Annotated in this window: 18 protein-coding genes and 2 pseudogenes; 12 read left to right on the plus strand and 8 right to left on the minus strand. The window is 58.8% G+C overall.

Going from position 1 to position 20758, the window contains the following annotated elements:
* Positions 1 to 91: 91 nt before the first annotated feature.
* On the minus strand, positions 92 to 769 hold the full coding sequence (locus EC915_RS14675; RefSeq protein WP_133751260.1) for an FKBP-type peptidyl-prolyl cis-trans isomerase: 678 nt from the start codon (positions 767 to 769) through the stop codon (positions 92 to 94).
* Between the two features lie 179 nt (positions 770 to 948).
* Between EC915_RS14675 and EC915_RS14685 the strand changes: the two genes are divergently transcribed.
* Positions 949 to 1983 (plus strand): AlgP family protein, encoded by a 1035-nt coding sequence (locus EC915_RS14685; RefSeq protein WP_133751262.1) that lies wholly within the window; start codon positions 949 to 951, stop codon positions 1981 to 1983.
* On the opposite strand, the gene EC915_RS14690 is transcribed toward EC915_RS14685, so the two are convergent.
* On the minus strand, positions 1980 to 2447 hold the full coding sequence (locus tag EC915_RS14690; protein ID WP_133751263.1) for a TIGR02444 family protein: 468 nt from the start codon (positions 2445 to 2447) through the stop codon (positions 1980 to 1982). The genes EC915_RS14685 and EC915_RS14690 overlap by 4 nt on opposite strands.
* 46 nt (positions 2448 to 2493) lie before the next feature.
* Here EC915_RS14690 and EC915_RS14695 point away from each other — a divergent pair, with 46 nt between their 5' ends.
* From EC915_RS14695 to EC915_RS14720, 5 genes and pseudogenes are all read left to right on the plus strand, one after another.
* Positions 2494 to 4404 (plus strand): ATP-binding cassette domain-containing protein, encoded by a 1911-nt coding sequence (locus EC915_RS14695; protein ID WP_133751264.1) that lies wholly within the window; start codon positions 2494 to 2496, stop codon positions 4402 to 4404.
* Positions 4404 to 5008, plus strand: a pseudogene (locus EC915_RS14700) (mechanosensitive ion channel family protein). The gene EC915_RS14695 and the pseudogene EC915_RS14700 overlap by 1 nt, the downstream one beginning before the upstream one ends.
* Positions 5009 to 5112: 104 nt before the next feature.
* A complete protein-coding gene (locus EC915_RS14705; protein ID WP_133751265.1) occupies positions 5113 to 5739 on the plus strand; it encodes a LysE family transporter in 627 nt (208 codons plus the stop codon).
* A 290-nt stretch (positions 5740 to 6029) separates the two neighbouring features.
* Positions 6030 to 6488, plus strand: a pseudogene (locus EC915_RS14715) (hypothetical protein); the annotation flags it as partial.
* Between the two features lie 164 nt (positions 6489 to 6652).
* Positions 6653 to 7108, plus strand: a complete 456-nt coding sequence (locus tag EC915_RS14720; RefSeq protein ID WP_133751267.1) for a DUF188 domain-containing protein — start codon at positions 6653 to 6655, stop codon at positions 7106 to 7108.
* 73 nt (positions 7109 to 7181) lie between these two features.
* On the opposite strand, the gene EC915_RS14725 is transcribed toward EC915_RS14720, so the two are convergent.
* Complete coding sequence (locus EC915_RS14725; RefSeq protein ID WP_133751268.1) at positions 7182 to 7784, minus strand: DedA family protein; 603 nt, start codon at positions 7782 to 7784, stop codon at positions 7182 to 7184.
* Positions 7785 to 8132: 348 nt separating this feature from the next.
* Between EC915_RS14725 and ppk1 the strand changes: the two genes are divergently transcribed.
* Complete coding sequence (ppk1, locus tag EC915_RS14730; protein WP_133751269.1) at positions 8133 to 10355, plus strand: polyphosphate kinase 1; 2223 nt, start codon at positions 8133 to 8135, stop codon at positions 10353 to 10355.
* Here the strand turns inward: ppk1 and ppx are convergent.
* The 5 genes from ppx to EC915_RS14755 all read right to left on the minus strand — a co-directional run bounded on the left by ppx (position 10342) and on the right by EC915_RS14755 (position 14892).
* A complete protein-coding gene (gene ppx, locus EC915_RS14735; protein WP_133751270.1) occupies positions 10342 to 11844 on the minus strand; it encodes an exopolyphosphatase in 1503 nt (500 codons plus the stop codon). The genes ppk1 and ppx overlap by 14 nt on opposite strands.
* Positions 11845 to 12032: 188 nt before the next feature.
* Positions 12033 to 12767, minus strand: coding sequence for an amino acid ABC transporter ATP-binding protein (locus tag EC915_RS14740; protein ID WP_133751271.1), 735 nt, complete (start codon positions 12765 to 12767; stop codon positions 12033 to 12035).
* Positions 12754 to 13404 (minus strand): amino acid ABC transporter permease, encoded by a 651-nt coding sequence (locus EC915_RS14745; RefSeq protein WP_166650998.1) that lies wholly within the window; start codon positions 13402 to 13404, stop codon positions 12754 to 12756. The genes EC915_RS14740 and EC915_RS14745 overlap by 14 nt, the downstream gene beginning before the upstream one ends.
* Entirely contained in the window at positions 13401 to 14066 is a 666-nt protein-coding gene (locus EC915_RS14750; protein WP_133751273.1) for an amino acid ABC transporter permease, read from the minus strand. The genes EC915_RS14745 and EC915_RS14750 overlap by 4 nt, the downstream gene beginning before the upstream one ends.
* 40 nt (positions 14067 to 14106) lie before the next feature.
* Entirely contained in the window at positions 14107 to 14892 is a 786-nt protein-coding gene (locus EC915_RS14755) for a transporter substrate-binding domain-containing protein (RefSeq protein WP_133751274.1), read from the minus strand.
* A 266-nt stretch (positions 14893 to 15158) separates the two neighbouring features.
* Here EC915_RS14755 and EC915_RS14760 point away from each other — a divergent pair, with 266 nt between their 5' ends.
* The 5 genes from EC915_RS14760 (at position 15159) to EC915_RS14780 (ending at position 20580) form a co-directional block, all read left to right on the plus strand.
* Positions 15159 to 15863: a FadR/GntR family transcriptional regulator gene (locus EC915_RS14760; protein ID WP_133751275.1), complete on the plus strand. Its 705-nt coding sequence runs from the start codon at positions 15159 to 15161 to the stop codon at positions 15861 to 15863.
* A 176-nt stretch (positions 15864 to 16039) separates the two neighbouring features.
* Positions 16040 to 16369: a thioredoxin TrxA gene (gene trxA / locus EC915_RS14765; protein ID WP_081564805.1), complete on the plus strand. Its 330-nt coding sequence runs from the start codon at positions 16040 to 16042 to the stop codon at positions 16367 to 16369.
* Between the two features lie 229 nt (positions 16370 to 16598).
* Positions 16599 to 17858 carry a transcription termination factor Rho gene (gene rho / locus EC915_RS14770; protein ID WP_037016529.1) on the plus strand — a complete coding sequence of 420 codons (1260 nt, stop codon included), beginning with the start codon at positions 16599 to 16601 and terminating at the stop codon, positions 17856 to 17858.
* A 287-nt stretch (positions 17859 to 18145) separates the two neighbouring features.
* Positions 18146 to 19612, plus strand: a complete 1467-nt coding sequence (gene ubiD / locus EC915_RS14775; RefSeq protein WP_133751276.1) for a 4-hydroxy-3-polyprenylbenzoate decarboxylase — start codon at positions 18146 to 18148, stop codon at positions 19610 to 19612.
* Positions 19612 to 20580: a CDP-6-deoxy-delta-3,4-glucoseen reductase gene (locus EC915_RS14780; RefSeq protein ID WP_133751277.1), complete on the plus strand. Its 969-nt coding sequence runs from the start codon at positions 19612 to 19614 to the stop codon at positions 20578 to 20580. Before ubiD ends, EC915_RS14780 begins: the two co-directional genes overlap by 1 nt.
* Positions 20581 to 20758 lie beyond the last annotated feature (178 nt).

Here is a 20758-nt window from a genome sequence, read left to right on the forward strand (position 1 = left end):
TCGGAGGCTACGACGGCAGCGAACGCGATGTGTCAGTCGACCCAGCCATCTGGCCCGCCCAATTCGCCGGTACACCGGATCAGGCTGGCACTTATTGCGATACTGCCAGCAGCTCAATCTCAAACACCAGCGGCGTATACGGGTCGATCAAATCCCCCGCGCCTTCTGCGCCATACGCTTGCGCCGAAGGAATCACCAGTCGCCACTTCGCACCCACCGACATGTCCGCCAGCGCAGTGGTCCAGCCAGCGATTACGCTATCCAGACGAAACCATTGCGGCTGCTGACTCTGATCGAAGATCGTCCCGTCGGGCAGGCGCCCCACGTATTTGACCTGAACCCGGCCATTGAGGTCGGGTTTCGGGCCAGTGCCAGGTGTCAGTTCGGTCATCAGGATGCCGTCGGCAAGCTGACGGACGCCCGGCTTGGCTTTTTCGCTATCCATGAAACGCCGCTCTTCCTTGAGCGCCGCTTCGGTCTGTGGCTCGGACTGGCCGGAATTTTCGGCTTGCGCAAGTGCTGCGTCGTGGTCGCTGAGAATCTGCTCCATACGCTCCTGCTTGATTGCCAGCGGCTTGCCTTGATACGACTGCTGCAAGCCTTCGATCAATGCCGGCAACTGCAGATCCGGTGCTTCCTGACGCAGGCGCTCACCCAGGCTCGCTCCCAGGCTGTACGCCAGATCATGGGCGTTATCGGACGGTGAGGCATCGGTCGCGTGGGCAAGAGGTACCAAGAGGAACAACGACATTAACAAGTAGCGCGACATGAATGCTCTCCGGCCTGGGAAGCGGCAATTATGCCAGCGCGGCCGGGGAATGTGATGACGATGTGCAGGGTTTTTGGCCGACCTGCAACAGAGCCCGATTTGCAGTGTCAAGATGCCCTAGCGGCAGTGCGGGCAGAGGTCTAGTATGAGCCGCATTCAAATCAGCCAGGAGGTAAGTCATGTCGGCCACGAACAAGCCAGTAAACACGCCGTTGCATTTGCTCCAACAGCTCTCGAGCAGCTTGCTCGAACACCTTGAAGATGCCTGCTCTCAGGCTTTGGCTGATGCCGAGAAACTGCTCGCCAAACTTGAGAAACAACGTGGCAAAGCGCAGGAAAAACTGCACAAGTCGCGTACCAAATTGCAGGACGCCGCCACTGCTGGCAAAGCCAAGGCACAGGGCAAGGCCAAAGATGCAGTGGCTGAGCTTGAATCGCTGCTCGACGCATTGAAAAATCGTCAAACCGAAACCCGCTCCTACATCCTCAACCTCAAGCGTGATGCCCAGGAAAGCCTGCAACTGGCGCAGGGGATTGGCCGGGTGAAGGAGGCTGTCGGCAAGGCGCTGAGTGATCGTGCCGCCAACGCTCCTGCCAAGGTATCGGCGAAATCCTCCGCGAAGGCCACAGCCAAAAGCGCCAAGGCCGCCGCGAATGAATCGACCAAATCCGCTAAAGCCAAATCTGTTGATAAGACAGCTGCTGCCCAACCTGCTACAAAAGCACTGGTGAAAGCAGTGGCCAAGCCAGCACTTAAGCCCGCGGCCAAAACTGCAGCCACTAAACCCGCTGCCGCCAAAGCGCCAGTTGCTGCGAAACCGGCCGCCAAGGCAGTCGCCAAGCCTGCTGCAAAAGCACCCGCCGCTGCCAAGGCTCCGGCTAAAACCGTAGCAGCTAAATCTGCGGCCAAAACCGCCGTTGCCGCCAAGCCTGCCGCTAAACCGGCTACCAAGTCTGCCGCAAAAGCGCCAGCCACCAGCGCTACTGCGAAGCCCGCTACTGCTGCCAAAACCTCCGCAGCCAAAGCCGCGGCCAGCAAACCTGCTGCGAGCAAGCCTGCGGCCAAACCAGCCACCGTCAAATCCGCTGCGAAACCTGCTGCCAAGCCTGGGACCTCTGCCCCGGTTGCCTCTACGGAGACCACCGCGTCCGCGACGCCGACCGCGGCGGCAGCCACGCCAGCGAGCGGATCAGCATCGAACAGCGCTTCCTAAGCCAGGTCTTTCCCGACGCGCCTCAGGATATCCAGCGCGTCGGGCGCCTCGTTTGCCGCTTCACCCGCCAATGCGTCCAGCCAGACCCCCGCTTCCTGGGGGTCTTGTTCCGGCCATCCCTGAACCAGTCGTTGCAGCCTCACCAGCAGCTCGCGCTCGGCATCCAGCTCCAGCCCTTTCAATCGCTCACGCAGCGCACTGAGTTCCTCGTCAGTCGCAGCGGCGGACTTCCATTGCGTGCGTACTGTCCGCAACGGACCAACGACCCTGTCGTGCCAGGGGGTGGCCAATTGTCTGATTTCGTCCGCTCGCCTGATATCGAAAGCAATGCTGCGCTGGTCTAGCCAAACGCCACACAATAGGGCGCAGACGTTGCCACCTCTGTCTTGCAGCTTCAAGCAGGCTTGCTCGACGCCCGGTCGCGCGTAAAAATCCAGGGTAAAACTCCAAAGGTCGGAAGGCATAGTCAGCTACCTGTTTTGGACGAAGCTGGTAGACTCCGCCGCCATTATGATCAGACTTCAAAGCCTTACCTTACAGCGTGGTCCGCAACGTCTGCTAGAAGACGCCGAGCTGACCCTGCACGCCGGCCAGAAAGCCGGCCTGATCGGCGCCAATGGCGCCGGTAAATCCAGCCTGTTCGCTTTGCTGCGGGGTGAACTATCCCCTGACAACGGCGACTGCTTTCTGCCTGCCGATTGGCGCATCGCCCACATGCGTCAGGAGGTCGATACCCTCGAGCGTCTGGCAGTGGACTACGTCCTCGATGGGGACCTGCGTCTGCGTCAGGTACAGCAGGATCTGGCCGCCGCCGAAGCTGCCCAGGACGGCGCGGCTCAAGCGCGGCTGCACTCGGAGCTGGACAGCGCAGATGGTTATACCGCCGATGCGCGTGCGCGCAAGCTGCTGGCGGGGCTGGGCTTCACTAACGAGCAGATGGAACGGCAGGTCGCAAGTTTCTCCGGTGGCTGGCGAATGCGCCTGAACCTTGCGCAGGCATTAATGTGTCCGTCAGACCTGTTGCTCCTCGACGAGCCCACCAACCACCTGGATCTCGACGCCATTATCTGGCTCGAAGACTGGCTCAAGGGCTATCCGGGAACGCTGCTGCTCATCTCTCACGACCGGGATTTTCTTGACTCGGTGGTCGATCAAATCGCCCACGTCGAACAGAAAAAAATCACCTTGTATCGCGGCGGCTACAGCGCTTTCGAGCGTGCCCGCGCTGAGCGTCTGTCCCAGCAGCAGCAGGCCTACGAGAAGCAGCAGGCGCAACGTGCGCACATGGAAAAGTACATCGCTCGCTTCAAAGCCCAGGCCACTAAGGCTCGCCAGGCACAGAGCCGGATCAAGGCGCTGGAGCGGATGGAGGAACTGTCGGCCGCGCACGTCGATTCGCCGTTCGATTTCACCTTCCGCGAGTCCGACAAGATTTCCAGCCCGCTGCTGGACTTGTCGGATGCGCGTCTGGGCTATGGCGACAAGGCCGTGCTGCAGAAGGTCAAACTGCAACTGACGCCGGGCGCGCGTATTGGCTTGCTGGGGCCAAATGGCGCTGGTAAATCCACCCTGATCAAAAACCTTGCCGGCGAACTCGAACCGCTGAGCGGGCGACTGGTGCGTGGCGAGAACACAGTTGTCGGGTATTTCGCCCAGCACCAATTGGATTCCCTCGACGCCAAGGCCAGCCCACTGCTGCACTTGCAGCGCATTGCGCCGTCCGAGCGTGAGCAAACGCTGCGTGACTTCCTCGGTGGGTTCGATTTCCGCGGTGCGCGGCTGGAAGAGCCGGTGCTGAACTTCTCCGGTGGCGAGAAGGCGCGTCTGGCCTTGGCGCTGATCGCCTGGGACAAACCTAACCTGCTGCTGCTCGACGAACCGACCAACCACCTGGATCTGGAAATGCGCCTGGCCCTGACCATGGCATTGCAGGAATTCAGCGGTGCGGTGCTGGTTGTCTCTCATGATCGTCATTTGCTCAAGAGCACCACCGATAACTTCCTGTTGGTGGCGGACGGCGTGGTCGAGGAATTTGACGGCGATCTGGACGACTACACCCGCTGGCTGGCCGATTATCGTCAGCGCAATGCACCGGTCAGCAACACATCTGTCAACGCCGACAAGACCGACAAGAAAGCCCAGCGTCAGCAGGCAGCGGCCTTGCGCCAGCAGTTGGCGCCGCACAAGCGCGAAGCCGAGAAGCTGGAAACGGAGCTTGGCGCGCTGCACGAGAAACTGGCGAAAATCGAGGCAGCCTTGGGCGATAGCGCTATTTACGAAGCTGCCAATAAGGACAAACTGCGCGACCTGTTGGCCGATCAAGCCAAACTGAAGGTGCGTGAGTCAGAGTTGGAAGAGGCGTGGATGGAAGCGCTGGAGCTACTTGAGTCGATGCAGGCCGAGCTGGAAGCGCTGTCCTGATGGAGTCTTTGGCACTACCGGTACCGGCTTACTGGATCGAACCGATTGTGGTCGGTCTGCAGATTCTCTTGATTCTTATGATCGGGTACACCCTGCAACGGTTGGTCGGCCGCTTTTTGACCCGCCTGGGCGAGCGCTACCCCCTGCTGCCGCCTGAGTTGCTGGTGATGCTTCGCGGCGGCTTACGCTGGCTGATCATGGGCACCGCGTTGGTTGCGGTGCTCGGGCGGCTGGGTGTCTCAGCCGCCGTGTTGTGGGCAGCACTGTCAGGGTTCGTAGCGGTTGCGGCGGTGGCATTCTTCGCTATGTGGAGCGTGCTTTCCAACCTGCTGTGTGCAGTGTTGATCTTCACCATCGGACCTTTTCGGATCGGTGATGTGTGGAGCTGGTGGACACCACGGACAAACCCGGGATCAAAGGCCGCGTCACGGCCATCAACCTGATGTTCACGACACTGATCGAGCCTGCTGAGTTGGGCGGGACAATGGTGCAGGTGCCTAACAGCCAGTTCTTTCAGAAGTCGGTGCGGCGCTGGAGGGGGCACGATGGCTTGGCGATCATCTCGGGCGAGAAACGCGCGGGTGACGGTGCAGGGCTGAAATAGCCTCACAGTTGTCTTTGAAGTCGACGTAACAGTTGGAAATAGATGGCCTTTCGCCCCCGCAGACACTAGCTTAGAGGCCGCTCGAGTTCTGTCTGAGGTGCGTCATGTCGTTTGAAACGTGGTTGGCTTTCTTCGCCGCCTGCTGGGTCATCAGTCTGTCTCCGGGCGCTGGCGCCATTGCATCGATGTCCAGCGGTTTGCAATACGGGTTCTGGCGCGGGTATTGGAATGCGCTGGGCCTGCAATTGGGGCTTGTCGTCCAGATCGCGATCATCGCTGCCGGCCTGGGTGCTGTGCTGGCCACTTCGGCAGTGGCGTTCACGCTGATCAAATGGTTTGGCGTCGCCTACCTGGTGTATCTGGGCGTGAAACAGTGGCGGGCCTTGCCCGGCGATTTGTCCGAAAACCCCACCATACGCTCCGTCGGCAAACCGACAACGCTGGTCACACGGGGCTTTCTGGTCAATATCAGCAATCCCAAGGCACTGGTGTTCATGCTGGCGATCCTGCCGCAATTCATCGACACCCAACTGCCGCTGCTGCCTCAGTATCTGACTATCGGCGCGACGATGGTCTGCGTCGACCTGACTGTCATGGCGGGGTATACGGGATTGGCTTCGAAGGTGCTTCGGTTGCTCACGACGCCTAGACAACAACGGCGGATGAATCGCACGTTTGCCGGTTTGTTCGTCAGTGCAGCGGCGTTTTTGGCGACGCTGCACCGCGCTTGATTCCCATCCCAGCTCGAAGGAAAAACCTATGGGAGCGAATTCGTTTGCGAGAGCCCGTTAGATTCGACGCATGTGTGTCGACTGATACTGAGCTCTGCGAATGAATTCGCCCCCCCCTTGGTGTTCCTGCATCTACCGCCATCCTCAACGCAGGATCTTCGGCGCCTTGTCACGCGGCAAATTGTTGTGCGGCCCGGACTGTTGCTGTTGAGTACCCCACTTCACCCCGCAACTGCTCACGCAGTTGGCGCGCAACGTCCAATGCGATCGACTTCGACACTTGCTTGACCGTTAAAGTGTCTATGCGCGACGAACACGGCAAAGCCCTCAAGCCCGCATTACAGGTAAAGGCGCTGCAAGCTGGCTGGCTTAAAGCGGTGGAAGGCCTGCCCGATGGTTTGAAACCGGTGCGCGTGTTCTACGACAGCACCGGGAATACCGAGGGCGAGATAGCGTTGACCGGCGCCTTGCACGGGCTGAACACCGACGGTCATGGTCTGGACATCAGCCACGTCGAAGAAGGCTATGACATTGGCCGTCGACTGGGCAATACCGGGGTCAGCAGCCCGATGGTGCAGATCAATCTGGCGACCTTCGCCAGCTATCTGGAAGGCGGCGTCAGTGCAGTGGTGTACAACGGCGTCGACGACAGCGTAAGCGTGCAGATGGTGCGCCCTCCCAGCGAGGATGCCAAAACCAAGAACGCCAAGCTTCGTGGAGCAGACCCCTTTGCTTACGGTATGCCCTGATGAATCCAATATGCCTGGGCGACCCCACTAATAGCGGCGTATGAGCGGGTTGGCGGTGTTGCTTGAATGTCATCGTCTGGCATGCGGCTGCCGGGGATCCGCCGCGCATGCTCGGCAGGTCTGCGTAGAATACCTTCACTCTTCAAATTTCAGGAATACAACCCATGCGTGTATGGATTGATGCCGATGCTTGCCCCAAGCTGGCCAAGGAGCAAGTCGTCAAATTCGCCTTGAAACGTAAGTTTGAGGTCGTGCTGGTGGCCGGGCAGCCGCAAATCAAGCCTGCCTTCACCCTGGTTAAATTGATCGTGGTGCTCTCCGGGCCAGACGCGGCAGATGACTATCTGGTGGAGCATGCGGTGCCGGGCGAACTGGTGATTTGCAGCGATGTTCCGCTGGCTGACCGGCTGGTAAAGCAGGGCGTAACGGTCCTGGACCCACGCGGCAAGGAGTTCGACGAGCACAACATGGGTGAGCGACTGGCGGTGCGCAATTTGTTCACCGACCTGCGTGAGCAAGGGCAGGTTGGCGGTGGGCAGGGCGCTTATGGCGATAAAGAGAAACAGGCGTTTGCCAACAGCCTCGACCGCATTCTCACGCGACTGGCGCGGCTTTCGTAACCCGACTCGCCTGAATCCGCCCACTCACTCGGTTGACTCAGCGGGGTTTGCGGCAGGCGTTATATAGGATGGTTCACTCGTCCAGAGTGCCGGGCTCGGTCTTTTCCTTGAGGGTCTGGCGTGCCACACGCGCTGCTTTGATGCGCCGACGAATCCATAGCAGGCAGCCAATCACCACCAGCGCGGCGAGCACCCACAGCTCGTATTTCTTGACGTTGCCGAGCAAACCTTCAAGTACCGAGCCGAATTTGAAGGCCGCGGCGCCCAATGCCGCTGCCCAGACCGCTGCGCCGATACCGTTGAGTAACAGATAGCGCCCCGGCGGATAGCCGGACAAGCCAATGGCGACCGGCATGACCGTGCGTAAACCGTAGACGAAACGAAAGCTCAGCACCCAGATGTCGGGGTGTCGACGAATGTGTTCCAGCGCGCGATCGCCGAGCAATTGCCAGCGTGGTTTACGTGCCAGAAGCTTGCGGCCGTGCTTGCGCCCCATGAAATACCAGAGCTGATCGCCGGCGTAACTGCCAAAGAAGGCAACCACTACGACCAGATTGATGTCCATGTATCCACGAAACGCCAGAAATCCAGCGAGCACCAGGATGGTCTCACCTTCGAAAAAGGTTCCGAGGAAAAGGGCGAAGTAGCCAAATTCTTGTAAAAAATGCTGGAGCATCGTGTAGGTGCTGGCGAAATGAACGCGCAGCCTAACTCGCCCAAGACATTCAGGAAAGTGTGGAAATGTGTCACTGCGTTAAAGTTTCTTACAGTTGATGCAGATTTTGGCGTCCAAGCAGCACATTTGTGTCCTGCGGGGTATGGTGGACAGTACAGCTGTCATGCGGAAGTCATAACGCCGGCTTATAACTGTCACGTTTGCCCGCGCGCCCGGGCCCGCAGGTGTCCGGTGTGACCGGTCTGCGCTGCTGATCGTCCCTGCTGTTGTGACGGGACTGGCAGATCGCTCTCTTCGGCCGTTCTCGCGGCCCAAACTGTTACAGGGCATTGCCTTGCAGGATTATTCATGAGTACCGAAGGAACCACCGAAGCCGCAGTCGAACTAGAACCCCACGTCCTTTCTCAGGAAGTCACAGCCGTGGTCCAGCCGACCATTGAGGTCGTCCCGGCCGTCGAGCCGCATCAGCCGCCCACGCCTGCGATCGTCATCCCCAGCCTGGATGACAGTAGCCTCTATATCCATCGCGAGCTGTCGCAGTTGCAGTTCAACATTCGCGTACTCGAGCAGGCGCTGGACGAGTCCTATCCCTTGCTTGAGCGACTTAAGTTCCTGCTGATCTTTTCCAGCAATCTGGACGAATTCTTTGAGATCCGCGTGGCGGGCCTTAAAAAGCAAATCACTTTCGCGCGCGAACAAGCGGGTGCTGACGGTCTGCAGCCGCATCAGGCGTTGGCGCGCATCAGCGAACTGGTTCACGGCCATGTCGATCGTCAGTACGCGATCCTCAATGACATCCTGCTGCCCGAGCTTGAAAAACATCAGGTGCGCTTCATTCGTCGTCGCAACTGGAACACCAAGCTGAAAACCTGGGTACGTCGATATTTCCGCGACGAGATCGCCCCGATCATCACTCCGATTGGCCTGGACCCGACGCACCCGTTCCCGCTGCTGGTCAACAAGTCGCTGAACTTCATCGTGGAACTGGAGGGCGTCGACGCTTTTGGGCGCGACTCAGGCCTCGCGATTATTCCAGCCCCGCGTCTTTTGCCGCGCATCATCAAGGTGCCGGAGGAAGTTGGCGGTTCTGGCGACAACTATGTGTTCCTGTCGTCGATGATTCATGCTCACGCCGATGATCTTTTCCAGGGCATGAAGGTAAAGGGCTGCTATCAGTTCCGCCTGACCCGCAACGCTGATCTGGCGCTGGACTCCGAAGACGTCGAAGACCTGGCCCGTGCGCTGCGTGGCGAGCTGTTTTCCCGGCGTTATGGCGACGCGGTGCGTCTGGAAGTGGCAGACACCTGCCCCAAGCACCTGTCGGACTACCTGCTCAAGCAGTTCAACCTGAGCGAGACCGAGCTGTATCAGGTCAACGGCCCGGTGAATCTCACGCGTCTGTTCAGCATCACCAGCCTGGACAGTCACCCGGAATTGCAATATCTGCCATTTACGCCGGCCATTCCCAAGCTTTTGCAAAACAGCGAGAACATCTTCAACGTCATCAGCAGGCAGGACATTCTGCTGCTGCACCCCTTCGAGTCCTTCACGCCCGTGGTGGACTTGCTGCGTCAGGCGGCCAAAGACCCCCACGTTCTGGCAGTGCGTCAAACGCTGTATCGCAGCGGCGCCAATTCGGAAATCGTCGATGCGCTGGTAGATGCTGCGCGTAATGGCAAGGAAGTGACGGCGGTCATCGAGTTGCGTGCGCGGTTCGATGAGGAGTCCAACCTGCAACTGGCCAGCCGCCTGCAAGCGGCCGGTGCAGTGGTGATCTATGGCGTGGTCGGTTTCAAGACCCATGCCAAGATGATGCTGATCCTGCGTCGTGAGGCGGGCGAAATCGTGCGTTACGCGCATTTGGGTACTGGCAACTACCACGCTGGTAACGCTCGCCTGTATACCGACTACAGCCTGCTGACCTCCGATGACGCCTTGTGCGAAGACGTCGGCAAAATGTTCAGCCAATTGATCGGCATGGGCAAGACGCTGCGTATGAAGAAGCTGTTGCACGCGCCGTTCACCCTGAAAAAGGGCATGCTGGACATGATTGCCCGCGAAACCCAGTTCGCGACGGATGGCAAGCCTGCGCACATCATCGCCAAATTCAACTCGCTGACCGATCCGAAAATCATCCGCGCGTTGTACAAGGCCAGTCAGATGGGCGTGAAGATCGATCTGGTGGTGCGCGGCATGTGCTGCCTGCGACCAGGCGTACCGGGCGTTTCGCATAACATTCAGGTACGCTCGATCATCGGCCGCTTCCTGGAGCACACTCGCGTGTTCTACTTCCTCAACGGCGGCGAGGAGCAGATGTTCCTGTCCAGCGCCGACTGGATGGAGCGCAATCTCGACAAGCGTGTCGAGACCTGCTTCCCGGTGGAGGGCAAGAAGCTGATTCTACGGGTCAAGAAGGAGTTGGAGGGGTATCTGGCCGATAACACCCACGCCTGGCTGCTGCAGCCGGACGGCCGCTATCTGCGAAGTACACCGACCGGCAACCAGAACGCCCGCAATGTGCAGGCGATGCTTCTGGAGAAACTGAGCAACCCGGTGCTCAGCGTACCCTGAGGACGATCCCGACCCGGGTCAGCCAGTCGGCTTCGATACCGAAGTCGGCCTGGGTCAGCTGATTGTTTTCCAGCCAGCCATTCGGGAACACGATATCCAGATGGTTGCCGTTGGCGGTCAACACAGGTTGCGGCATCTCTTGAGTGCCGCGAATGTGATGGAACAGGATCGCAAAGCGCAGCAACACGCACAGACGAATCAGTTTCACGCCTTCATCGCCGAAGTCCGCGAACTTGTCCTTGGGGATATTGCGACGATGGCCGCGAACCAGAAGTGCAAGCATCTGCTGGTCTGCTCGGGAAAACCCGGCGAGATCCGAATGCTCGATCAGGTACGCGCCGTGCTTGTGATAGTGGTAGTGGGCGATGTCCAGACCCACCTCGTGCACCTTGGCCGCCCAACTGAGCAGTTCGCGGTACAGATCGTCTTCCAGCTCCCACGCCTTGGCCACTTGCTCAAGAGCTGACAGCGCTTTGCACTCCACACGTGCGGCCTGTTCCAGATCGACGTGATAGCGCTCCATCAGCGAGCTGAGGGTGCGTTCACGTACGTCCTCGTGATGATGGCGACCCAGCAGGTCGTAAAGTACGCCTTCGCGCAGCGCGCCTTCGCAATGATCCATACGTTGCAGGTCGAGTGCATCGAAGATCGCTTCAAGAATCGCCAGCCCGGCCGGAAAGATTGCTCGTCGGTCCGGTTTGAGGCCTTCGAAATCGATCTTGTCCACTTCGCCCAGCTTCATCAGCTTGCGTTTGAGCCACGCCAGACCTTCGGCGTTGACCTCGCCACTGCCATGTCCGCCAGCCTTGAGTGCCAGGCCGATGGCGCGGATGGTGCCGGACGAGCCAATGGCCTCATCCCAGCTCAGGCGATGCAGAGCATGTTCGATGCTCATGATCTCCAGTCGAGCCGCTGTGTACGCCTGGGCATAACGTGCCGGGGTGATCTTGCCGTCTTTGAAATAACGCTGGGTGAAGCTCACGCAGCCCATTTGCAGGCTTTCACGCAGCAAGGGCTCGAAGCGCTGACCAATGATGAACTCGGTACTGCCGCCGCCGATGTCCGCCACCAGGCGCTTGCCCGGTGTGTCGGCCAGGGTGTGGGAAACGCCGAGGTAGATCAGCCGCGCTTCTTCACGACCGGAGATGACTTCGACCGGGTGACCGAGAATTTCTTCGGCACGGTGAATGAATTCGTTGCGGTTACGCGCCTCGCGCAGGGCGTTGGTGCCGACGATCCTCACGGAGCCCGTGGGCATACCGTTGATCAGTTGGGCAAAACGCTTGAGGCAATCGAGCCCGCGCTGCATGGATTCTTCGTTGAGTTTGCGCTCATCGTCGATTCCGGCGGCCAATTGCACTTTCTCACCGAGCCGCTCAAGGATGCGGATTTCACCCTGATTCGCCTTGGCGACAACCATATGAAAGCTGTTGGAGCCCAAGTCGATCGCGGCGATCAGCGAGAGGTTTTTGGCTTTGGATTGCGGCATGGTCAAAAGTCCCGGTCGTTAACTCCGACATCGTGCCACGAACCATCACTGCCGCCAAACGGCACACAGATAAACATCAAATGCTGAGCCGACGTCTGGGCCGATACGGCGCACTCCTGCAGACAACTTCGTAACCCTGTGAGGGTGCTCATGAAGGCCGACTTTCAGGCCCCGATGCGCAGCCCGGATCAGGCCTGCTCAACCGAGCCAATGAAATTCGCCAACTCCGGCGTTTTCGGGTTGGCCATCAATTCCCGTGGATCGCCTACCTCATGCACCTTGCCCTGATGCATGAACACCAGTTTGTCCCCTACTTCACGGGCGAAGCGCATTTCGTGGGTCACCATGATCAGGGTCATTCCATCTTTGGCCAACTGGCGCACCACGCCGAGCACTTCATTGACCAGTTCCGGGTCCAGCGCCGAGGTGATTTCGTCGCACAGCAGCACCTTAGGCGACATCGCCAGCGCTCGAGCAATGGCCACACGCTGCTGCTGTCCACCCGACAGACGATCAGGAAATGCGTCGAACTTCTCCCCAAGCCCTACGCGTTCGAGCATCTCCTTGGCCAGCTTGCTCGCCTCAATTTTGGAGACTTTCTTTACCACCTGTGGCGCGAGCATGACGTTTTCGCCGACCGTCAGGTGTGGGAAAAGATTGAACTGCTGGAACACCATGCCGACTTTCTGCCGCAGGCTGCGCAGATCGACGCGTGCTGCATCAAGATACTCACCATCGACTTCGATCACCCCGTCATTGATCGACTCCAGGCCGTTGAGCGTACGCAACAGTGTGCTTTTGCCCGAGCCGCTGCGGCCGATGATCGCCACGACCTGGCCTTCCTCGACGCTCAAGTCGATGCCTTTAAGCACATGGTGGTCACCGTAATACTTGTGCAGGGCGGAAATTCTAAGCAGAGGCATGAAGTCTCCTTTCCAGATAGCGCGCGCTGAGCGACAACGGATAGCAAAGCAGGAAGTAGCCCAAGGCAACGAAGCCGTAGACCATGAAAGGCTGAAACGTAGCGTTGGCAATCATTCCACCGGTCTTGGTCAGTTCGGTGAAGCCGATGATCGAGGTCACGGCCGTGCCTTTGACCACTTGCACCGAAAAGCCGACGGTCGGCGCCACCCCGATGCGCAGGGCCTGCGGCAGGATCACGTAACGCAATTGCTCGAATGGAGTAAGCGCCAGACTTGCCGAAGCTTCCCACTGGCCGTTGGAAATCGACTCAACGCAACCGCGCCATATTTCGGCCAGATACGCGCTGGTAAATAGCGTCAGGGCCAACGCCGCTGCAACCCAGGGCGAGATATCCACACCCATCAATGCCACGCCGAAGAACACCAGAAATAGTTGCATCAGCAGCGGTGTGCCTTGGAAAAGCTCAATGTAGCAGCGAGCGAGCCTGCGCACGGCTGCGGTTTCAGAGATGCGCATCGTCATGACCAACAGCCCGATCACGCCGCCGCCAAGGAATGCCACCAGCGACAGGGCCAGCGTCCATTGCAGGCCGGTGAGCAGGTTGCGCACGATGTCCCACAGGGTGAAATCCATCAGCTGTTCCTCGCAATGTAGCGACGACCGACCCAGGCCAGCAATTGGCGAATCATCAGGGCCATGAACAGGTAGATCAGCGTGGTAATGATGTACGTCTCGAAGGCGCGGAAGTTGCGCGACTGAATGAAGTTCGCCGCAAAACTCAGCTCCTCGGTGGCAATCTGCGAACAGACCGCCGAGCCGAGCATGACGATGATGATCTGGCTGCTCAGCGCAGGCCACACCTTACCCAGCGCTGGCACCAGCACCACATGACGGAAGGTCTCGAAGCGCGTCATCGCCAGCGCCGCCGAAGCCTCCAGTTGCCCACGGGGAATCGCCTGCACGCCCGCGCGGATGATCTCGGTTGAATACGCCCCCAGATTGATCACCATCGCCAGTACCGCAGCCTGCCATTCTGAAATCTGCAGCCCCAGCGACGGTAAGCCGAAGAAAATGAAAAACAGCTGCACCAGAAACGGCGTGTTGCGTATCAGCTCGACGTAGATACCGAAAAGCGCCGAGAACGGCTGGATTTTCCAGGCTCTGACAATGGCGCCGACGATGCCGACGCTGACCCCCAGCAAGGTGCCGATGGCCGTCAGCTCCAGGGTGAACAAAGCGCCACGCAGCAGAAGGTCAGCATTTTGCAGAACCGCAATGAAGTCGAACTGATAAGCCATCTAAAAGCCCCGGATCAGATGCAATGACTAAGAGATGCGCTCAGAGATCGGCTGGCAAAGGTTGTTTCAGCCAGGTCTGTGAGTTCTTTTCCAGCGCGCCGTCCTGCGCCGCCGCTTCAAGAATTTCGTTGACCTTGGCCAATAGCTCCGGCTGACCTTTGTTCACGCCGACGTAGACCGGTGAATCCTTGAGTTTCACTTTCAGCGCGGGAATGCGCTTGGGGTTTTTCTCGCTGATCGCGACCATCACCACGTTGCCGCTGGCAATCAGATCGGTTTGATTAGCCAGGTAGGCGGCGATGGTGGAGTTGTTGTCTTCGAAACGCTTGATGGTGGCTTCTTTCGGCGCCACGGCGGTCAGCTCGATGTCTTCGATGGCGCCACGGGTGACGCTGATGGTTTTACCTTTCAGATCGTCCACGCCATTGATCGCAGCGTCAGGTGGACCGAACACGGCGAGGTAGAAGGGGGCGTAAGCGCGGGAAAAATCGATGACTTTTTCGCGGTCCGGGTTCTTTCCAAGGCTGGAAATCACCAGATCGACCTTGCCAGTGGTCAGGTACGGAATGCGGTTGGTGCTGTTGACCGGCGTCAGTTCCAGCTTGACCTTGAGCTTGTCGGCGATGAGCTGCGCAGTGTCGATGTCCAGCCCTCGGGGTTTCATGTCAGGACCGACCGAGCCGAAAGGCGGGAAGTCCTGCGGTACGGCGACTTTCAGCGTGCCGCGTGTGGTCACATCATCCAGGCCATTGGCGTGGGCTGGGGCCTGGCCGAGCATGAAGCTGGCAAACAGGGCGGCGAGCAGAGCGCTGTAGCGCTTGGTCATGTGACGTCTCCGAATCGAACGAATGTTTGGGCGAAGCGTGGGTACTGCACTAACCCCAGTGCACAGCCCATGCCAGCGGCGAATTCGCGACCCAGTCATGCGGGTTTCAACGCAAAGGCGGTCTAACTGGTCTGAACAGTTGGCAAGCGCCCCGCCCCGCTTTGGCGCGTCTCAAAGCCACGGCGCCCCTTGCTTGGGCGTCACTTGCCGAATCGGTGCGATGGCTATAAAAGAGGAATTTTCAACGGTAAGCACGCTGAAAACTCATGCATCCGAGCCCGATTGCAGTACCCGAAGTTGCCTTTCAAGCGATCCGCAAATTGATCGCCGAGCATGGCTATTTGCCCGGCGACAGCCTGCCTTCGCAGCGGGATCTGGCGGTTCGCCTCGGGGTCAGTCGGGCCTCTCTGCGTGAGGCGCTGTCTTCGTTAAGCGCGCTGGGAGTGGTCAGCGTGCAGCCCGGTAAAGGGGTGTTCGTTCAGGCTATTTCTGAACCAGAAAAGCGCACGAGCGGATTTTCCTGGCCTTACGCCGCTCACGCTTCGCCTGCGGAAACGTTTCAACTGCGTTATGCGCTGGAAGGTTTTGCGGCCGGTCTGGCAGCGGTGACGTTGACCGCCGACGAGCGCGATGTGCTTGAAGACAACGTTGAAGCCATGCGCCTGGAGCTCAAGGCGGGAGACTTCGATTGCGCTGCCAGGCTGGATTTCGATTTTCACCGACGCATACTCGTCGCCAGCGGCAATCAGGCCATCCAGGGCATCATCACCTCCAGCGCCGATATCTTTCTAGAGAGCCAGAAGTTGCCTTTCATCCGGGCGGGCAGGGCGATGGAAACCTGGCAAGAACACCGCAAGATCCTCCGCGCCCTTGCCCGCAACGCTTCGGGCCCGGCGCAGAGGGCAATGCAGGAGCATATTCGCGGAGCAGCCTTGAGAACCGGCATTGTGTTTGTCGCGCCTTCGGCTTGAATTGCCCGGGGTGCCACGGGCTTGCGCCCAGCGCGAGGTTGATACCAGCCCCGGCCTCTGCGATAAACGTAGTCATGACTGTCCATAGCGAGAGACAATCGCCTCCGCCTTCCTGTCACGGCGTGACACAGTTATGATAGCCAACGTTTTTTTGCCTATGACCTCGGAGAAATCTCATGAGTAGCGACCTCATCAAACACGTCAGCGACGCGAGCTTCGAAGCCGATGTCCTCAAGGCTTCCGGTCCTGTGCTGGTGGATTACTGGGCTGAGTGGTGCGGCCCATGCAAAATGATTGCTCCGGTTCTGGACGATATCGCTGGCACTTACGAAGGCAAACTGACCATTGCCAAGCTCAATATCGACGAAAATCAGGAAACCCCGGCCAAGCACGGCGTTCGTGGCATCCCTACCCTGATGCTGTTCAAGGACGGTGAAGTGGCGGCTACCAAGGTCGGCGCTCTGTCCAAGTCCCAGCTGCAAGCGTTTCTCGACGCCAACATTTGATGGCGCAAAAGCCTCGTAAATAAGCGGGGCTTTTTTCAGGCATCGTACTAGACGCCCTGAAAATCAAGTGTTACATTCGGCCCCGCAACGGTTTCTCCGTTGCCCCCTGCTAGCCGTCGCCGACGCTCTCCTTTCGATTTGTACGCGATCCTGTCGCCTTCTCTGCGGCGCGGCCTCATTAAGCCAAAAGCTTAATTTCCCCCTCCATACATGATTACGTCATTCCTATATGAACCTGACTGAACTCAAGCAAAAGCCTATTACCGATCTGCTCGAAATGGCCGAACAGATGGGCATAGAAAATATGGCCCGTTCGCGCAAGCAGGATGTGATCTTCTCCCTGCTCAAGAAGCACGCAAAAAGCGGCGAGGAAATCTCGGGTGATGGCGTGCTGGAGATCCTCCAGGATGGCTTCGGCTTCCTCCGCTCTGCAGACGCCTCTTACCTTGCTGGCCCGGACGATATCTACGTTTCGCCAAGCCAGATCCGCCGCTTCAACCTTCGTACTGGCGACACCATCGTCGGCAAGATTCGCCCGCCGAAGGAAGGCGAGCGTTACTTCGCACTGCTCAAGGTCGACACCATCAACTTCGACCGTCCTGAAAACGCGAAGAACAAGATTCTGTTCGAAAACCTGACGCCGCTGTTCCCGACCATTCGCATGAAGATGGAGGCCGGTAACGGTTCCACCGAAGACCTCACCGGTCGTGTGATCGACCTGTGTGCCCCTATCGGTAAAGGTCAACGTGGTCTGATCGTTGCTCCGCCGAAGGCGGGCAAGACCATCATGCTGCAGAACATCGCGTCGAACATTACCCGTAACAACCCTGAAGTTCACCTGATCGTGTTGCTGATCGATGAGCGTCCGGAAGAAGTGACCGAAATGCAGCGCACCGTGCGCGGCGAAGTGGTTGCTTCCACGTTCGATGAACCACCCACCCGTCACGTGCAGGTCGCCGAAATGGTGATCGAGAAGGCCAAGCGCCTGGTCGAGCACAAGAAAGACGTGGTTATCCTGCTTGACTCCATCACCCGTCTGGCTCGCGCCTACAACACTGTCATTCCTAGCTCCGGCAAGGTCCTGACCGGTGGTGTCGATGCTCATGCGCTGGAAAAACCAAAGCGCTTCTTCGGTGCGGCTCGTAACATCGAAGAAGGCGGCTCGCTGACCATCATCGCCACCGCGCTGGTTGAAACCGGTTCGAAGATGGACGAAGTGATCTACGAAGAATTCAAAGGCACCGGCAACATGGAACTGCCTCTGGATCGCAAGATCGCCGAAAAGCGCGTGTTCCCGGCCATCAACATCAATCGTTCCGGTACTCGCCGCGAAGAGCTGCTGACTGCTGATGACGAGCTGCAACGCATGTGGATTCTGCGCAAGCTGCTGCACCCCATGGATGAAGTCGCTGCCATTGAGTTCCTGATCGACAAGTTGAAGCAGACCAAGACCAACGATGAGTTCTTCCTGTCGATGAAGCGCAAGTAACACGCTTAACGGCTAGAAAAAATGGCGCCTTGGGCGCCATTTTTTTTGAGTTTTTTTACCCGCAGGCCGCCCCGGGCAGGTCATGCACGCTTTGATCTCATTGCGCTTTTCGGCAGGCTACCGACTTTGCTCTGCTGCGCTCGGGGCAATCAGATGGCGTCTGTGGGAATAACCGTCGCGATAAGTGCCTGTTAACAGGCCTTTAGCCCGATGATTAAGCTCCAGACAGCTGCTGTCGGGCGGCAGAGCAGGTAGGATGTGCATCTATTTGTTAAGTGGCCGGGTTAATGAAATTCAAGGATCTACGGGATTTCGTGCAGCAGCTTGAGCAGCGCGGAGAGTTAAAACGCATTCAGGTGCCCATCTCCCCGGTGCTGGAAATGACCGAAGTGTGCGACCGGACCCTGCGCAACAAGGGTCCCGCCTTGCTGTTCGAAAACCCGACGGGCTTTGATATCCCGGTGCTGGGCAACCTGTTCGGCACGCCGGAACGCGTGGCTATGGGCATGGGCGCCGAGTCAACCGAAGAGCTGCGCGAGATCGGCAAGTTGCTGGCCTTCCTCAAGGAACCCGAGCCGCCGAAAGGTCTGAAAGACGCCTGGTCCAAGCTGCCTATCTTCAAGAAGGTCATCTCCATGGCGCCGAAGGTCGTCAAGGACGCGCCTTGCCAGGAAGTGGTCATCGAGGGCGATGACGTCGACCTGGGCATGCTGCCGGTGCAGACCTGCTGGCCTGGCGACGTGGGTCCGCTGATCACCTGGGGCCTGACCGTCACCAAAGGCCCGAACAAGGAACGCCAGAACCTGGGCATCTATCGCCAACAGGTCATCGGTCGCAATAAAGTCATCATGCGTTGGCTAAGCCACCGCGGCGGCGCACTGGATTACAAGGAATGGTGCGACAAACATCCTGGCCAGCCATTCCCGGTTTCCGTGGCGCTGGGTGCCGACCCTGCGACGATTCTTGGCGCGGTCACGCCGGTCCCCGACAGCCTTTCCGAATATGCCTTCGCCGGTCTGCTGCGGGGCAACCGCACTGAGCTGATCAAGTGCCGGAGCAACGACCTGCAAGTGCCGTCGAGTGCTGAAATCGTGCTGGAAGGTGTGATTCATCCCGGCGAAATGGCCGACGAAGGCCCGTATGGTGACCACACCGGCTATTACAACGAAGTCGACAGCTTCCCGGTGTTCACCGTCGAGCGCATCACGCACCGCATCAAACCGATCTATCACAGCACCTACACCGGCCGGCCGCCGGATGAACCGGCGATTCTGGGCGTGGCGCTGAACGAAGTATTCGTGCCGATTTTGCAGAAGCAGTTTCCCGAGATTGTCGACTTCTATCTGCCGCCTGAAGGTTGCTCGTATCGCATGGCGGTGGTGACCATCAAGAAGCAGTATCCAGGTCACGCTAAGCGCGTGATGCTGGGTGTCTGGTCGTTTCTGCGACAGTTCATGTACACCAAATTCGTTATCGTCACTGACGACGACATCAACGCCCGGGACTGGAACGACGTCATCTGGGCGATCACCACGCGCATGGACCCCAAGCGCGATACGGTGATGATCGACAATACCCCGATCGACTACCTCGACTTCGCCTCGCCGGTGTCAGGACTGGGATCGAAGATGGGGCTGGATGCCACGCATAAATGGCCGGGGGAAACTACCCGTGAATGGGGTCGTGCCATCGTCAAGGACGAAGCCGTCACTCGCCGGATCGACGATATCTGGAATCAACTGGGAATAGATTGATGCGCGTAACCTTGCAGCCATCGGGTGCAGTACTTGAGACCTTGCCAGGCGAGCGGATTCTTGATGCCGCTCAGCGTCTGGGCTACGAATGCCCACAGAGCTGCCGCAACGGTAATTGCCACATTTGCTCTGCGCTGCTGGTTGAAGGCAGTGTCGAGCAAGCAGGCGATGTGAAGCAACATGGCGAAATCCACACCTGTCTGGCCGTGCCCCAGCAAGACTGTGTGGTGCTGTGGGACAGCGTGTTGCCGCTTGGCGAATTGCCGGTGCGCACGTTTGCATGCCAGGTCACCGAGTGCCGCGAAGTAGGCGGCGACGTCTGGCGCGTGATGCTGCGCGCCCCGGCAGGCAAGCCGCCACGCTACCACGCCGGTCAGTATCTGATGATCGAGCGCGATGACGGCGAGAAATCCGCGTTCTCCATGGCCTCATCGCCTGAAAGCGGCCGCGACCTTGAGTTCCATGTGCTGGCCCGCGAGGCCAGTGCGCAAAATCTGATCAAGCAGCTGCAGCGTGAGGGCATGGCCCGCGTCGAACTGCCATTTGGCGACACTCACCTGGGCGAGTTGCCTGATGGCCCGCTGGTGCTGATCGCTGCGGGCACCGGCATGGGCCAGATGCACAGCCTGATCGAGCATTGCCGCTCCAAGGGCTTTCCATACCCGGTCCATGTGTATTGGGGCGTGCGTCGCCCTGAAGATTTCTACGAACTCAAGCATTGGGATGAGTGGAAGACTTTGCCCAATCTGCATCTGCACAAAATCGTCAGTGACCTGTGCGGTTGGGAAGGGCGTTGCGGCATGTTGCATGAAGCCGTGTGCGAAGACTTCCCTGACCTGAAGGCCATTCAGGTCTACGCCAGCGGCTCGCCTGCAATGGTGTACTCAACGCTGGATGCGTTGGTCGTCGCCGGCATGGATGCCCATCAGATGCGCGCCGATGTCTTCGCCTATGCGCCGCGAGGTTGACCGTTCGCCTGATGACCGCAGCGGTGGAGAGGTAATTGCATCAGAATGTGTGCAGGTCGGTTTCAAGGCGTTTCGACCTGTACATCGCTCGCAGTAGGGGCAGAGTGTTGATTCGCTGTTGCCAGAGCCGCTTTGAAAAGTGTTCAGCACTGCACTGGCGTATCCGGGCCAGTGAGGG

Origin of the sequence: Pseudomonas sp. LP_7_YM, assembly GCF_004364435.1 — a bacterium.
Lineage (GTDB): Bacteria > Pseudomonadota > Gammaproteobacteria > Pseudomonadales > Pseudomonadaceae > Aquipseudomonas.

Coding starts and splice junctions, on each gene's coding strand:
- EC915_RS14675 (WP_133751260.1), bottom strand. CDS start 769: ATGTCGCGCTACTTGTTAATGTCGTTGTTCCTCTTGGTACCTCTTGCC.
- EC915_RS14685 (WP_133751262.1), top strand. CDS start 949: ATGTCGGCCACGAACAAGCCAGTAAACACGCCGTTGCATTTGCTCCAA.
- EC915_RS14690 (WP_133751263.1), bottom strand. CDS start 2,447: ATGCCTTCCGACCTTTGGAGTTTTACCCTGGATTTTTACGCGCGACCG.
- EC915_RS14695 (WP_133751264.1), top strand. CDS start 2,494: ATGATCAGACTTCAAAGCCTTACCTTACAGCGTGGTCCGCAACGTCTG.
- EC915_RS14705 (WP_133751265.1), top strand. CDS start 5,113: ATGTCGTTTGAAACGTGGTTGGCTTTCTTCGCCGCCTGCTGGGTCATC.
- EC915_RS14720 (WP_133751267.1), top strand. CDS start 6,653: ATGCGTGTATGGATTGATGCCGATGCTTGCCCCAAGCTGGCCAAGGAG.
- EC915_RS14725 (WP_133751268.1), bottom strand. CDS start 7,784: ATGCTCCAGCATTTTTTACAAGAATTTGGCTACTTCGCCCTTTTCCTC.
- ppk1 (WP_133751269.1), top strand. CDS start 8,133: ATGAGTACCGAAGGAACCACCGAAGCCGCAGTCGAACTAGAACCCCAC.
- ppx (WP_133751270.1), bottom strand. CDS start 11,844: ATGCCGCAATCCAAAGCCAAAAACCTCTCGCTGATCGCCGCGATCGAC.
- EC915_RS14740 (WP_133751271.1), bottom strand. CDS start 12,767: ATGCCTCTGCTTAGAATTTCCGCCCTGCACAAGTATTACGGTGACCAC.
- EC915_RS14750 (WP_133751273.1), bottom strand. CDS start 14,066: ATGGCTTATCAGTTCGACTTCATTGCGGTTCTGCAAAATGCTGACCTT.
- EC915_RS14755 (WP_133751274.1), bottom strand. CDS start 14,892: ATGACCAAGCGCTACAGCGCTCTGCTCGCCGCCCTGTTTGCCAGCTTC.
- EC915_RS14760 (WP_133751275.1), top strand. CDS start 15,159: ATGCATCCGAGCCCGATTGCAGTACCCGAAGTTGCCTTTCAAGCGATC.
- trxA (WP_081564805.1), top strand. CDS start 16,040: ATGAGTAGCGACCTCATCAAACACGTCAGCGACGCGAGCTTCGAAGCC.
- rho (WP_037016529.1), top strand. CDS start 16,599: ATGAACCTGACTGAACTCAAGCAAAAGCCTATTACCGATCTGCTCGAA.
- ubiD (WP_133751276.1), top strand. CDS start 18,146: ATGAAATTCAAGGATCTACGGGATTTCGTGCAGCAGCTTGAGCAGCGC.
- EC915_RS14780 (WP_133751277.1), top strand. CDS start 19,612: ATGCGCGTAACCTTGCAGCCATCGGGTGCAGTACTTGAGACCTTGCCA.